The sequence below is a fragment of the Prevotella sp. oral taxon 317 str. F0108 genome, assembly GCF_000162415.1.
Classification (GTDB): Bacteria; Bacteroidota; Bacteroidia; order Bacteroidales; family Bacteroidaceae; genus Prevotella; species Prevotella conceptionensis.
This window is the reverse complement of sequence record NZ_GG740072.1, coordinates 629,020-643,540: the sequence shown is the minus strand read 5'-3', so window position 1 is coordinate 643,540 and position 14,521 is coordinate 629,020. Positions and strand designations below refer to the sequence as shown.

12 protein-coding genes are annotated in these 14,521 nt (G+C 46.6%); 10 read left to right on the top strand and 2 right to left on the bottom strand.

The genetic code is table 11. The annotated features are described in order from the left end of the window. The first annotated feature begins 59 nt into the window (after window positions 1-59). From groL to guaA, 5 genes are all read left to right on the top strand, one after another. Entirely contained in the window at window positions 60-1,688 is a 1,629-nt protein-coding gene (gene groL, locus HMPREF0670_RS02315; protein ID WP_009229549.1) for a chaperonin GroEL, read from the top strand. 333 nt (window positions 1,689-2,021) lie between these two features. Further along, window positions 2,022-2,207 (top strand): hypothetical protein, encoded by a 186-nt coding sequence (locus HMPREF0670_RS02310; RefSeq protein ID WP_044077618.1) that lies wholly within the window; start codon window positions 2,022-2,024, stop codon window positions 2,205-2,207. Window positions 2,208-2,235: 28 nt separating this feature from the next. Then, entirely contained in the window at window positions 2,236-3,777 is a 1,542-nt protein-coding gene (locus HMPREF0670_RS02305) for a phosphotransferase (protein ID WP_009229548.1), read from the top strand. A gap of 104 nt (window positions 3,778-3,881) precedes the next feature. After that, entirely contained in the window at window positions 3,882-4,658 is a 777-nt protein-coding gene (locus HMPREF0670_RS02300; RefSeq protein WP_044077617.1) for a sugar phosphate nucleotidyltransferase, read from the top strand. A 73-nt stretch (window positions 4,659-4,731) separates the two neighbouring features. After that, entirely contained in the window at window positions 4,732-6,276 is a 1,545-nt protein-coding gene (gene guaA, locus HMPREF0670_RS02295) for a glutamine-hydrolyzing GMP synthase (RefSeq protein ID WP_009229546.1), read from the top strand. Window positions 6,277-6,979: 703 nt separating this feature from the next. Here the strand turns inward: guaA and HMPREF0670_RS02285 are convergent. Continuing rightward, window positions 6,980-7,852 (bottom strand): RNA polymerase sigma factor RpoD/SigA, encoded by an 873-nt coding sequence (locus HMPREF0670_RS02285; protein ID WP_009229544.1) that lies wholly within the window; start codon window positions 7,850-7,852, stop codon window positions 6,980-6,982. 24 nt (window positions 7,853-7,876) lie between these two features. Between HMPREF0670_RS02285 and HMPREF0670_RS16145 the strand changes: the two genes are divergently transcribed. The 4 genes from HMPREF0670_RS16145 (at window position 7,877) to HMPREF0670_RS02270 (ending at window position 11,681) form a co-directional block, all read left to right on the top strand. Then, a complete protein-coding gene (locus HMPREF0670_RS16145) occupies window positions 7,877-8,101 on the top strand; it encodes a hypothetical protein (RefSeq protein ID WP_157579527.1) in 225 nt (74 codons plus the stop codon). 215 nt (window positions 8,102-8,316) lie between these two features. Then, on the top strand, window positions 8,317-9,381 hold the full coding sequence (locus HMPREF0670_RS02280; protein ID WP_009229543.1) for a mannose-1-phosphate guanylyltransferase: 1,065 nt from the start codon (window positions 8,317-8,319) through the stop codon (window positions 9,379-9,381). A gap of 14 nt (window positions 9,382-9,395) precedes the next feature. After that, a complete protein-coding gene (gene gmd, locus HMPREF0670_RS02275; protein WP_009229542.1) occupies window positions 9,396-10,481 on the top strand; it encodes a GDP-mannose 4,6-dehydratase in 1,086 nt (361 codons plus the stop codon). A 27-nt stretch (window positions 10,482-10,508) separates the two neighbouring features. Then, window positions 10,509-11,681 carry a GDP-L-fucose synthase family protein gene (locus HMPREF0670_RS02270; RefSeq protein ID WP_009229541.1) on the top strand — a complete coding sequence of 391 codons (1,173 nt, stop codon included), beginning with the start codon at window positions 10,509-10,511 and terminating at the stop codon, window positions 11,679-11,681. Window positions 11,682-12,374: 693 nt separating this feature from the next. Here the strand turns inward: HMPREF0670_RS02270 and HMPREF0670_RS02265 are convergent. Continuing rightward, window positions 12,375-12,836: a copper resistance protein NlpE N-terminal domain-containing protein gene (locus HMPREF0670_RS02265; RefSeq protein WP_009229540.1), complete on the bottom strand. Its 462-nt coding sequence runs from the start codon at window positions 12,834-12,836 to the stop codon at window positions 12,375-12,377. Window positions 12,837-12,997: 161 nt separating this feature from the next. Here HMPREF0670_RS02265 and HMPREF0670_RS02260 point away from each other — a divergent pair, with 161 nt between their 5' ends. Next, window positions 12,998-13,894, top strand: a complete 897-nt coding sequence (locus HMPREF0670_RS02260) for a DsbA family protein (RefSeq protein WP_009229539.1) — start codon at window positions 12,998-13,000, stop codon at window positions 13,892-13,894. The last annotated feature ends 627 nt before the right edge of the window (window positions 13,895-14,521 follow it).

The following is a 14,521-nucleotide window of genomic DNA, read 5'->3' as shown; positions in this document are numbered from 1 at the left end:
AACAGTAGGTTGGGTTCTACTCCTTATATTATATATAACAACATAAGAACAAACATAAAATGGCAAAAGAAATTAAATTCGATATAGAAGCACGAGACTTGCTTAAAAACGGTGTAGACAAACTGGCAAATGCCGTTAAAGTTACGCTTGGCCCAAAAGGTCGTAACGTGGTGATTGAAAAGAAATTCGGTGCACCGCAAATTACCAAAGACGGAGTTACCGTTGCAAAAGAAGTTGAGCTGGAAGACCATTTCGAAAACACGGGTGCACAACTCGTAAAGAGCGTGGCATCGAAAACGGGCGACGATGCTGGCGACGGCACAACCACTGCTACTATTCTTACGCAAGCCATTGTTAACGAGGGCTTGAAGAACGTAACGGCTGGCGCAAACCCAATGGATTTGAAACGCGGTATCGACAAGGCCGTGAAGGTTGTGGTGGATTATATCCGCGAATCGGCCGAACAAGTAGACGATAACTACGACAAAATTGAGCAAGTGGCCGCGGTAAGTGCCAACAACGACCCCGAAATAGGAAAACTTCTTGCTGATGCCATGCGCAAGGTTAGCAAGGATGGCGTTATCACCATCGAAGAAAGCAAGAGCCGCGAAACAAGCATTGGCATCGTAGAGGGTATGCAATTTGATAGGGGTTACCTCTCCGGCTACTTTGTTACCGACACCGATAAGATGGAGGCTGTAATGGAAAACCCCTACATTCTTATCTACGACAAGAAGATTAGCAACCTGAAAGACTTCCTCCCCATCTTGCAACCTGCTGCCGAAAGCGGCCGTCCGTTGCTCGTTATCGCAGAAGATGTAGACTCGGAAGCACTTACAACGCTTGTGGTTAACCGTCTGCGTGGCGGCTTGAAGATCTGTGCTGTTAAGGCTCCTGGCTTTGGCGACCGTCGTAAAGCGATGCTCGAAGACATCGCCGTGCTGACGGGCGGATTGGTTATCAGCGAAGAAAAGGGCTTGAAGTTGGAGCAAGCTACCCTCGAAATGATGGGAACCTGCGACAAGGTGGTTGTTTCGAAAGACAATACGACGATTGTTAACGGTGCTGGCGAAAAGCAAAACATCGCCGACCGTGTGGCTCAGATTAAGAACGAGATAGCCAATACCACCAGTTCTTACGACAAAGAGAAACTACAAGAGCGTTTGGCCAAACTTTCGGGCGGCGTTGCCGTGCTCTATGTAGGTGCCAACAGCGAGGTGGAAATGAAGGAAAAGAAAGACCGCGTTGACGATGCATTGTGTGCAACTCGCGCTGCACTTGAAGAGGGTGTGGTTGCTGGCGGTAGCACAACCTACATCCGCGCCCTAGATGCCTTGAAAGGACTTAAAGGCGACAATGCTGACGAACAGACGGGTATCAACATTGTTGAACGTGCTATTGAAGAGCCTCTTCGTCAAATCGTAATCAATGCAGGCGGTGAAGGTGCAGTAGTGGTGCAAAAGGTTCGCGAAGGCAAAGGCGACTATGGCTACAACGCCCGTACCGATGCCTTTGAAGACATGCGTAAGGCTGGAATTATCGACCCTGCAAAGGTTGCACGCGTGGCATTAGAGAATGCAGCCTCTATCGCAGGCATGTTCCTTACCACCGAATGCCTCATCGTAGAGAAACCATCAGACGCTCCTGCGATGCCTATGGGAAACCCTGGGATGGGCGGAATGATGTAAGATAGTTACAAAAAGGCTCGAAAAAGTGCCAAAACGGCTAAAAACAAGGGCGTTTATCTTCGGATAGGCGTCCTTTTAGCTTTTCTTTGCATACTGATTTGAGTTTTTTAAATAAAAATCTTTTGTAGTTTAATGAGAGTTGACTAATTTTGCAAATGTAAAGAAGATACAATGGAGCAATCCATTCAAAGATATTTTTTTGATTTGTTTTAGTAGATTAGTTTTTAAGTAGTTTGTTTTGGAAATCGGTTGTCGGGAGACATCCGATTTTTTTATTGCATATTTTTCGGGCTTTTGGCCATTACACCATAACTTTTTGTTACCTTTGTGTTCATGAAAATAAGAATAAACTGGAAACGCATCCTTGTTCTACTCCTTGTATCGGCAGGCTTGGTCTACATTACCAAGTCGTTCCTCATGTCTGCTGGCATATTTTTGCTGCTCTTTGCAGCCGATAGCTTGTTGGCTAGATACGACGAAGACAGGAAAATACGCAAACAAAGGGAAGAACACGAATAAGAAGATTAAGCAAACGAAGGCGCACAAAATGGAAAAACTAGCTGAACTATATAAGCGATGGAAAGGTACGGCTCCAGCCATGATGGCTCAATTGCCCGAAGCGGGGAGCAATCGAAAGTATTACCGACTAACGGGTGAAGACGGAGAAAGCGTTATTGGCGTGGTGGGAAACAGCAGGGACGAAAACCACACCTTTATCTATCTTACGCGCCACTTTACGGAAAGGCGATTGCCCGTGCCTCGCATTCTAGCCGTAGACGAAGACGAATTGCGTTACCTGCAAACCGACTTGGGTAGCACTTCTCTATTTGACGTTTTGCGCGGCGGGCGCGAATCGGGAGGAAGGTACAACATGCACGAGAAACAATTGCTTACTGCCGTTATACGCGAACTACCCAACATACAGATAAGAGGCGCGCGCGGATTGGATTGGCAAGTGTGTTATCCACAACCAGAGTTTGATGTCGATAGTGTGCTTTTCGACCTTAATTACTTTAAATATTGCTTTCTTAAAGCCACAGAACTTGAATTTCATGAGCTAAAATTGGAGGCTAACTTCCGCCTTTTTGCTAAGGACTTGACGTCGGAAAAGAGCGAGAGCTTTCTTTATCGCGACTTCCAAGCGCGCAATGTGATGCTCGACAGCAATGGAAAGCCCTATTTCATCGACTACCAAGGTGGCCGAAAGGGTCCGTTTTACTACGATTTGGCCTCGTTCCTATGGCAGGCGGCAGCCAAATATCCCTTTAAACTGCGCCGCGAACTAGTTTACGAATACTACAACTCACTGAAAAACTACACCGAAGTGCCATCGGTAAGACATTTCGTTGAACGTCTCAGCCTTTTCGTTCTATTCAGAACATTGCAAGTCTTGGGCGCTTATGGGTTCAGGGGCTACTTCGAACACAAGAAACATTTCATCAACAGCATTCCACCTGCCATTGATAACTTGCGCGAATTGCTTAAATTGAAAAAGTTCTTCCCCTACCCTTACATGATGGACATGTTGAGGCGACTGACTGAGCTGCCACAATTCGCCCATATAGAAGAGCCTGCACTGAGTCGTGCCGACGGCTTTAAGACAACGCCCCACACCGTATATAAGGCGCACCCACAAGATGGACCCGCCACGTTCTCCAAGTACGACGGCAAAGGACCGCTAGTGGTTAACGTTTACAGTTTCTCTTATCGCAAGGGTATTCCCGAAGATACGTCGGGCAATGGCGGCGGATACGTATTCGATTGTCGTTCTACGCACAACCCCGGACGTTACGAACCTTATAAGCAATTAACGGGACTTGACGAGCCCGTTATCCGCTTTTTGGAAGACGATGGCGAGATACTAAACTTCCTTGATGGCGTTTATGCCTTGGCCGATCACCACGTGCGCCGTTACATTCAGCGCGGTTTCACCAGTCTGATGTTCTGTTTTGGCTGTACGGGCGGTCAGCATCGCAGCGTTTATTCGGCACAGCATTTGGCCGAACATCTGCATAAGAAGTTCGGCATTGAGGTGCATATCACCCATCGCGAGCAGAACATCAGTTCGGTTTTGCAGGCAAAACGCTAACGAGAGAACATCGTTGGCAGTCAGCCAAAAGGCACGGCGAAACCTTTGCCGAGTGAAAAAATATCGTTAAATTTGCAACACAATAAAATACAAACAGCACGAGCATGATGCAAGCAATGATTTTTGCGGCAGGTTTGGGAACAAGACTTAAACCGCTTACCGACACCATACCCAAGGCTTTGGTTGAGGTTGGCGGAGAAACTTTGCTGCAACGCACCATCGAAAGGCTGAAAGCTTGCGATGTAAAAAGCATGGTGATTAATGTTCACCACTTTGCGCAAGCCATCATAGACTATCTTCAAGCCAACAATAACTTCGGCGTAGAGATTGCCGTAAGCGACGAATCGCAACACCTACTCGATACGGGAGGCGGACTGAAAAAGGCAGCCCATCTCTTTTCGCCCACAGCAAACATCCTCATTCACAACGTAGACATCATCAGCAATGTAAACTTACAAGCGTTTTATGCCCACCAAGCACAGAGCGACGCATTGCTCCTTGTAAGTCAACGCGAAACAAAACGCTACCTACTTTTCAATGACGACATGCGACTTGTTGGCTGGACGAACGTTGAAACGGGAAAAGTACGCTCGCCCTACCCCACACTCAACCCACAATCATGTAAGAAACTGGCCTTCGCCGGCATCCATTCGTTTTCGCCAAAGCTTTTCGAAAAGATGGAAAAATACCCTGCAAGGTTCGGCATTATCGACTTTTATCTCGACCAATGCGCCCAAAACGACATCCGCGGATACGAACAGCAGGGGCTGCAACTGCTCGATGTGGGCAAGCTTAACACGCTAGAACGTCTGCCAAGACCTAAGGCAGGCGGTCTTGCCGTCAGCGATGCAGACATCTTACAGCATTTGTATGCACAATAAACAATAAGGCTCTTCACCGTGTACATAAGCGATTGGAAACGAACGAGGAACCGATTTCATACTCAACGACAATATGCAACAAAAGATTATCATCTTGGATTTCGGGTCGCAGACCACACAACTCATTGGTCGCCGTGTGCGCGAACTCGACACTTTCTGTGAGATTTTGCCCTATAACAAGTTTCCCAAAGACGACCCCTCCGTCATTGGCGTTATACTTAGTGGCTCGCCCTACTCCGTTCACGACAAGGAGGCGTTTAAAGTAGACTTAAACGACTTTATCGGAAAATACCCCGTGTTGGGCATTTGCTATGGCGCGCAGTTCATATCGCATGCCAATGGTGGAAAGGTAGAGCAGACGGGAACACGCGAATACGGCCGTGCCCACCTGCAAGAGATATGCCTAGACAACCCTTTGTTCAAAGGTTTCGAGCCTAACTCGCAGGTATGGATGAGCCATGGCGACACCATTACGGCCATTCCAGAAGGCTATCGTGTCATCGCCTCTACCAACGATGTTAAGTTTGCGGCATACGCCAGTGAGCAAAATCCCGTTTGGGCGGTTCAGTTCCATCCCGAAGTGTTCCACACCACCCAAGGAACAACGCTCCTTAAAAACTTTGTTGTGAACATCTGCGGAAGTAAACAACAATGGAGTGCGGCATCGTTTGTGGAGAGTACAGTTAACGAATTGAAAGCGCAATTGGGCGACGACCGAGTTATTTTGGGACTTAGCGGAGGCGTTGATTCCAGCGTTTGCGCCGCATTGCTCAACCGGGCCATCGGCGATAAGCTTACCTGCATCTTCGTAGACCACGGCATGTTGCGCAAAAACGAGTTCCAAAAAGTAATGGAAACCTACAAGGGACTAGGCTTGAACGTTGTTGGCGTTGACGCCAGCGATAAGTTCTTTGCCGACTTAAAGGGCGTTAGCGACCCCGAAGAAAAGCGAAAGATTATCGGTCGCGATTTTGTTGAGGTGTTCAATGCCGAGGCTAAGAAGATTACCGACGCCAAATGGTTGGCCCAAGGCACCATCTATCCCGACCGAATTGAAAGCCTTAGCATCACGGGCATGGTTATCAAGAGCCACCACAACGTGGGCGGACTGCCCAAGGAGATGCACTTGCAACTATGCGAACCCCTGCAATGGCTGTTCAAAGACGAGGTTAGGCGCGTTGGTTTGGAAATGGGAATGCCCCAACGACTTATCAAACGCCATCCTTTCCCCGGTCCAGGGCTTGCCGTCCGCATTCTTGGCGACATCACACGCGAAAAGGTACGCATACTACAAGAGGCCGACGACATCTACATTGAGAACATGCACAACTATATTTGCGAAGATGGAGAGGAACTATACGACAAGATTTGGCAGGCCGGAACTGTTCTGCTTTCTTCGGTTCGCAGTGTAGGCGTAATGGGCGACGAACGCACTTACGAACACCCTGTGGCCTTACGTGCCGTGACAAGTACCGACGCCATGACCGCCGACTGGGCTCACCTGCCCTACGACTTCATGGCTAAGGTGTCTAACGAGATTATAAATAAGGTGAAAGGCGTAAACCGCGTATGTTACGACATATCGTCGAAACCGCCTTCGACTATCGAATGGGAATAGAAATGAAGGCATTAGACTAACCTTTTACATACTCCAATAGAGAAGTCGTTTTGCCTTTTAATACTTTTCTTTAAATTGAGAGGAGTGTTTTATCTTTGTGTGTCAAAACCAAGATAAACACTCCTCTCCATGTATGCAGCACAGAACAAAGATGCGATAAAACCAGAGAGTTAGCCCCTTTTGTCCGTGGCAAAAGGCGGTTATGTATCAAAAAAGTACCCAGGCTGAAGTTATTCAATCTCTTTTCCATAAGCCGAAACAGTCTGCCAACGGCGGGTTACTTCTGCGTTTCTACAATTCTGTCGCCGTGGGTCGTGGGCTGCATGCCTTGCAACCGCTCGCGCAGATGGCAGTAAGCGCACGTGCTTTTCGTACCGTTTACCCACGTGCGTGTTTGCGATACAGTTGTTCTTTTGTATAGTTTTCGGCAAGAATTTTAACATTATGAGTGCCTTTCTCGTCCGCCAATCGTCCACTTGCCGCAAAAAATCGATTCTCGCGAGGGTTGTTTTTGATGCAAAAAGCGGTTAGTTGTAAATGCAGCCAAAATGAATTTTTATTAAAAAAAAACGCCATCTACCCCATTTGGAGAGCCATTTGTTGCTAAATGAAGTGCAATATGGGCAAATTGGCCACTGCTTATAAAAAAACATCCCACCAAGCAAATGGCGGGATGTTCGTAATCATTGTTAAGGGCAATGTGTTAGCCCAGATATTTCATTAAAATCTTTGCGTTGCCGCTGTCGCGCAGTTTGGCAATGCTCTTTTCACGTATTTGTCTTACGCGTTCGCGTGTCAGACCTAGTTGGTCGCCAATCTCCTCAAGTCCTTTTTCGTGGCAGCCTATACCGAAACACTCTCGGATAATGGTTATTTCCCTATCTTTAAGCACCTTTGCCAAAACGCTATTCAGTTCAAGTGCCATCGACTCGTGGTCGGCTTGCTTGTCTGTTCGGCTATCGTCGCCAGAAGCCATCACGTCGAGCATGCAATTGTCTTCGCCATCTTGGAAAGGCGCATCAATACTCACGTGGTGTCCGTCTGCCATCAGGCTCTGTCCGATTTTCTCCTCGTCGATGTTTGTTGCATCCGACAATTCCGAAACGGAAGGATGACGTTGGTTTTCTTGTTCAAACTTATTTATCTCGTGATTGATTTTGTTGAGCGAGCCAACTTGGTTGAGGGGTAGCCTCACAATACGACTTTGTTCAGCAATGGCTTGAAGGATGCTTTGACGTATCCACCAAACGGCGTACGAGATGAACTTGAAACCACGTGTCTCGTCGAACTTCTGTGCAGCCTTAATTAAGCCAATGTTACCCTCGTCTATCAAGTCGGTGAGCGTCAACCCCTGATGCTGATACTGTTTCGCAACAGACACAACAAAGCGTAGATTGGCCGTAACCAGCTTGTCTTTTGCCTTCTCGCCCTCGGGGCCACCCTTCCTTATCTTTTGGGCAAGCTCTATCTCCTCGTCAATTGAAATCAATGGAGCCCTTCCTATTTCAACAAGGTATTTGTCAAGTGCCTCACTAGAACGATTGGTAATGCTTTTTTGAATTTTTAATTGCCTCATTTTTTAACCTCACATCAATTTTAAATGTCCGTTAACTTGTTTTTAAAACATGCCGTAAAACCTTGCAAAGTTAATGAAAAAAAACTAGATATGCAAGTTTTTGCCAATGTATTACTACCAAGAAGTGTGCCAAGCCGTACATCTTGCAAAAAGAAATGCCAAAATGTTTTTGTTGGCTTAAAAAAAAACGCTAACTTTGCCTGCGGTGAAAGCTTGGAAAATAAGCACACAGCACTTAATGAACGATAAAAACGATTTGTCATTATATGGTCTTCACCGATAAAACGATGAACAACAGGCAAGAAGCGTTATGCCTTGTTTCAAACAATTAACAATCAGCACAATTCAAGGGAGCGTGCAGGCACAATAACCGCTCATCTACAAGCGTATGCCGCAAAACAAAACAAAGAATAGCCTGTTTTGCCTGCCGCCAAACCCTGCAAGGATATAAATATAACGATTTTATGAGCACGAACAATTTTAATCATCTCGTCATCATGGCAGGTGGAGTTGGCAGTAGGTTTTGGCCAATGAGCACCGAAGAGAAACCCAAGCAATTTATCGACGTGCTTGGCACTGGGCGTTCGTTGTTGCAACTCACGCTCGATAGGTTCGCAACAGTATGCCCTCCGTCGAACGTATGGATTGTAACCAACAAGAAATACCAAAGCGTGGTGGCCGAGCAGCTGCCAGAAATCGACCCAAGCCACATCTTACTCGAACCATGCAGGCGCAACACTGCCCCCTGCATCGCATACGTCAGCTGGCGAATAAAAAAAGAATGCCCCGGAGCTAACGTCATCGTCACCCCTAGCGACCATGTGGTAACCGACGTACAGGAGTTTAGACGCGTGGTTAATTCATGCCTTAAATTCACAAGCGAAACAGATGCCATACTCACATTAGGTATGAAACCCACACGCCCCGAAACGGGATACGGATACATTCAGGCCGACCTCAGCGTCAATTCGGCACGCAATACCGAGGTGTTCAGAGTCGATTCTTTCCGTGAAAAGCCCGACTTGCCCACGGCAACAGAATATATCAGCAAAAACAACTACTTCTGGAATGCAGGCATTTTCATTTGGAGTGTTCACACCATTGTTAACGCTTTCAGGGTTTACCAGCCTGCAATGAGCAAGCTTTTCGAAGGATTGATGCCCTATTATGGAACCCCTGAAGAGCAAGCGAAGATTGACGAGACGTACCCTCAGTGCGAAAACATCTCGGTAGACTATGCCATCATGGAGAAAGCAGAAGAGATTTTCGTTTGCCCTGCCGAGTTCGGATGGAGCGATTTAGGCACTTGGGGCAGTCTTTGGGAACAGTCTAAGCGCGACCTTTACGGCAATGCCTGCATCGGAAACAACATTAAGCTCTTCGATTCGCACAATTGCATCGTGCACACCACCCAAGAACAACGTGTGGTGATACAAGGGCTTGACGATTGCATCGTGGCCGAACAAGATGGCATTTTGCTTATTTGCAAGCGAAGTGAAGAACAACGTATAAAACAATTCAGTGAATAACAAACATAATTAACATGGAAAGAAAAGTTGCGCTCATCACAGGCATCACCGGTCAAGACGGCAGTTACCTGGCTGAGCTCTTAACTGAGAAAGGCTACGACGTACATGGATTGCTCAGGCGTTCGTCGTCGTTCAACACGGGGAGGATAGAACATCTCTACCTAGACGAATGGGTTAGGGACATGAAAAAGCAGCGCCCCGTCAACCTGCACTGGGCCGACATGACCGATTCGTCGTCGCTTATCCGCATCATTGGCGAAGTTCGCCCCACCGAAATATACAACTTGGCTGCACAAAGCCACGTGAAAGTGTCGTTCGAAGTACCCGAATACACCGCCGATGTTGACGCGACGGGCGTGTTGCGACTGCTTGAGGCCGTGCGTATCTGTGGACTAGAAAAGCAATGCCGCATCTACCAGGCCTCCACTTCCGAACTTTATGGCAAGGTGCAAGAGGTTCCGCAGAAAGAAACCACACCCTTCTACCCACGTTCGCCCTATTCGGTGGCCAAACTATACGGCTATTGGATTGTGAAAAACTATCGCGAAAGCTACGGCATGTATTGCTGCAACGGCATCTTGTTCAACCACGAGAGCGAACGAAGGGGCGAAACCTTCGTTACGCGCAAGATAACGCTCGCCGCATGCCGCATCAAACAGGGATTTCAAGATAAGCTTTATTTGGGTAACCTCGATGCCAAGCGCGATTGGGGATATGCCAAAGACTACGTGGAATGTATGTGGATGATGCTGCAACAAGAGCAACCCGAAGACTTCGTTATAGCCACGGGCGAAATGCACACCGTACGCGAATTTTGCGAGTTGGCCTTTAAAGAGGTGGGAATAGACATCCGCTGGGAAGGTCAGGGCGTGAACGAGAAGGGTATCGACGTTCAAACCAACCGTGTACTCATAGAGGTAGACCCCAAATATTTCCGCCCATGTGAGGTAGACCAACTTCTTGGCGATCCCACAAGAGCAAAAACGAAGTTGGGATGGAGTCCTACCAAAACGTCTTTCAAGCAATTGATTGAAAAGATGGTGGAACACGACATGCTGTTCGTTAAAAAACTATATATCAAGGCGCAGATGCCCGAATAGGCCTCACAACCCCATTAAACCTGCGAAATGCTACATAAAGATACGAAAATATATGTGGCCGGACACCGAGGACTTGTTGGGTCGGCCATTTGGAAGAACCTCCAAACAAGGGGGTACCACAACCTTGTGGGGCGCACACACAGCGAACTAGACCTTACCAACCAAGCGCAAGTGCGCGCCTTCTTCGACGAAGAACAGCCCGAGGCCGTGGTTTTGGCCGCTGCACATGTGGGAGGCATCATGGCCAACTCGCTATATCGGGCCGACTTCATCATGCTGAACATGCAGATGCAATGCAACGTAATTAGCGAATCATTTCGCCACAACGTTAAAAAGCTACTCTTTTTGGGTTCAACATGTATATATCCTAAGAACGCAACCCAGCCAATAAAGGAGGATGAGCTGCTTACTTCGCCCTTGGAATACACCAACGAAGAGTATGCACTAGCCAAAATATCGGGCCTAAAAATGTGCGAGAGCTACAATTTGCAGTATGGTACGAACTATATTGCCGTGATGCCCACCAACCTATATGGGCCAAACGACAATTTCCACTTGGAAAACAGCCACGTTATGCCTGCCATGATGCGAAAGATTTACCTGGCCAAGCTTATCAACGAAGACAATTGGCAGGCTATTCGCGCCGACTTAAACAAACGCCCAGTGGAAGGTGTTGACGGCACTGCCCAAGAGCAACGCATTTTAGAAGTGCTCTCTAAATATGGTATTGCCGACAATGCGGTGCAACTGTGGGGTACGGGCAAACCACTTCGCGAATTTTTGTGGAGCGAAGACATGGCCGATGCCAGCGTACACGTACTGCTTAACGTGGATTTCAGCGACATCATCGGCATTGAGAAATACTCTTCGGTGTTCTATGGGGCTGAAACCAACGGCCAAAACGACCGAAACTCGAACGCAGGACGTGGTGGTGCCATTCCCGCATTGGGCGAAATAAGGAACTGCCACATCAATGTTGGTACGGGAAAGGAGATTACAATCAAACAATTGGCGCAACTTATAGCGCAGGCTGTCGACTTTAAGGGCGACATTCAGTTCGATTCCACCAAACCAGACGGCACTCCACGCAAACTCACCGATGTTACAAAGCTGAACAATCTTGGCTGGAAACACAAGGTGGAGATTGCCGATGGTGTTGCAAAACTCTTCGCTTGGTATCAAAACGACCTGAAAGCATAGCGACAGACATTCCCTACGTTCAGTTGCGCAGAAATGATGTTTTCTTAGATATCTATTTGTAGACATTTGAATGAATGTTGCATTTTAGCATTACGACAAACGGGTTACAATTGGACAACTCTCCCAATTGTAACCCGTTTTTTATCCCTAACACGGTTATCAAGACATTTATTAATCTCTTTCAAACGCACCCTCTCCGTTAAGCCCCAATCAGTCTTTAGGGCATGTTCAGGTTTTGTTTGCTTGCCGGCATGTTGTCTGTCTTATCCTTGAAGGCATGGTGGTCTACGTAGAGCGAATAAGACAGACAACATGCCGGCAAGCAAACGAATGATGAACCCGAAACGATGGAAACAACCTAAAATAATTGATAAGCGGTGTGACTACCGATTGGGGTTAAAACTTTCTTCGTCAAGAACTGCTGAATTCAATCCGTGTTCCAGCCGAAGACCACTTACACGGAAGAACTTTTAGGGTGGATGATGGTCTGAAAGGGGCTTACCTTTCGAAAACAAAATCCGCAATGCCTATTCAAGAGCATTGCGGATAGAGCAATCGAGCCGATTTGAAGTTTGCAGTCAGCGAGATAAAAAATAACATAAGCAATATGGCTAAACGAATTCATCCCGCACGGAGAGGCATACGCCCCAACCGTACGGGATGATAAAATTGTTTTACTTCTTAATGCTGTAATTACTTAACCAGCTTCAAGGTGTAGTCGTTGCCACTGGCAGCCTCTTCCAATTGGTCGTTAACAACGCTCAAAGTAGCGTCGTCTTTAACGAGCAGATAAAGAGCGTTATCCTTGTCCATAGGTAACTTGTAAGCCGTTACAGCCTTGCCCTTAACGTCTTTCTTAATCATTTCAACGTTGCCGGTGTAGGTCTTCACGTCGTCTTTGCCGTCCTTAGCCTGCAAGTAAACCTCTTCCATCGTGAAGGTCTTTGCAGAGTCGCCAGACAAAGTTACAGTATACTTGATACCAGGACCGTCTGCTGCGGGGATAGTTCCGCTATAAGTCATGCCTGTTGCAGCATTTGTTGTGTCAACAGCCATAACCGAGTCCTTAGGATTTTCTGCCTTAGCGTTCTTGCCCGTTTGGTTACAAGAAGCGATAACTGCGCAAGCAGCTACCATCATAAATAACTTTTTCATGTTTCTCTTTTTATGTTTTAATTAAATCGGATGCAAACTTAGAACAAAAAACGCATAAAACAATGATTTGTATTCATAAAAGAGTTTAAAATGATGGATAAAAGTTGTTTTATGAGTAACTTTGTGCTTAACAACATAAACCAAATCATAAAGACAACACAATGAGCAAAGTAATCATAACCAACGTTACCGACCCAGTTTGCCCTTGGTGCTGGGGCGAAGAACCCTTTTTCAGAAAGTTAGAGACCCATTTCCCAAACCTTATAAATTGGCGAAACGTTATGGGCGGCCTTGTTGAGGATATGAATAAGAACAAACCAGCCGACATGGACGTCCGCTCCTATTATAATAAGGAGAACAAAGACTTCATAGCCCACTGTTTGGAAACGGCCGATAAACACCACATGCCCATCAAAGCGGAAGGATTCAACCTCTTTTCTGAAACAGAAAACTCATCTTTCCCCCTTTGCATCGCCTTTAAAGCGGCGCAAATGGCCGACACAGAAAAGGCCGATCTCTTTCTGTATAACTTGCGTGCGGCAGTTATGGCCGAGGCCAGACAAGCTATATCCGAAGCCGAACTTATTGCCATTGCCGACGAAAGTGGCATCGACATCGCCGCTTTTCTCGACCCATTGAACGATGGTTCGGCCGAAAAAGCTTTTTGGCAAGACGTAGAAGAGGCCATAAACCTCAAAGTTGAGGTGTTTCCCACCTTTGTTTTCGAGTACGAAGGCAAAAAGATGGCTCTTAAAAGTTTCCGTGATTACAACACGATGGCTGCCATGATAAAGGCTGTTAGCGGTGGAAAGCTATTGTCACAAGACGTTAGTTTCTCGCCAGAGACTTTGTTCGAGCTAATGGAAACGCATCCCCGACTAGCTGCCGAAGAGGTGAAAGAGGCTTTCGACTTTGCTGACTTGCAAACTATGGAGGATGCTATTGCTCCACTTTTGGCCACGGGTGACCTGATAAAACAACCTGCCGACAACAGCTATTTCGTAAGAAAGCCTGCCAAAGGCATGGCATGCGACCTAACAACAGGCATCTGTAAATAATATCATTCGGCGAGGAACGTATCCTTGTTTGCAGGAGATAAGAGAACAGGGGGGAGTATTGCATAGGTAATACATCCCCTCTTTCTTGCTGCGAACAAGCTCTCACCCCACTCCACTCCTACAACTAGGAGTAGAAACGGCAAACCGCATATCCGCTATTAACTGCTTAGATAAAACTCCTAACCTCCCCAAACTCACAAACACCATCAACCCACAAACTAACCAACTCCATTAACTCACAACTAGTCAACTCACAAACTCATTAACCCACAAACTAACCAACTCCATTAAATTACAACTAGTCAACTCACAAACTCATTAACCCACAAACTAACCAACTCCATTAAATCACAAACTCATCAACTCATCAATTCATCAACCCATCAACTCACAAACTCGCAAACGCATCAACTCAAAATCTTAAAATATTATCTTTTATTTTGCAAAACCGCTCTTTTTCTCGCTCTGTTCTAGCGAAAATCAGAGCCATAAAGTAGGTAAATCGCCCCTTTTTCTAACCTTTCACGCTATTTAATTTGTCTATTTTTAAGAATAAAACCTGCATTTTGCACCATTTAGCCTTTCTAGTTTGGTTGCCGGCGCGTAATTTTTCAAGCTCAATTACCC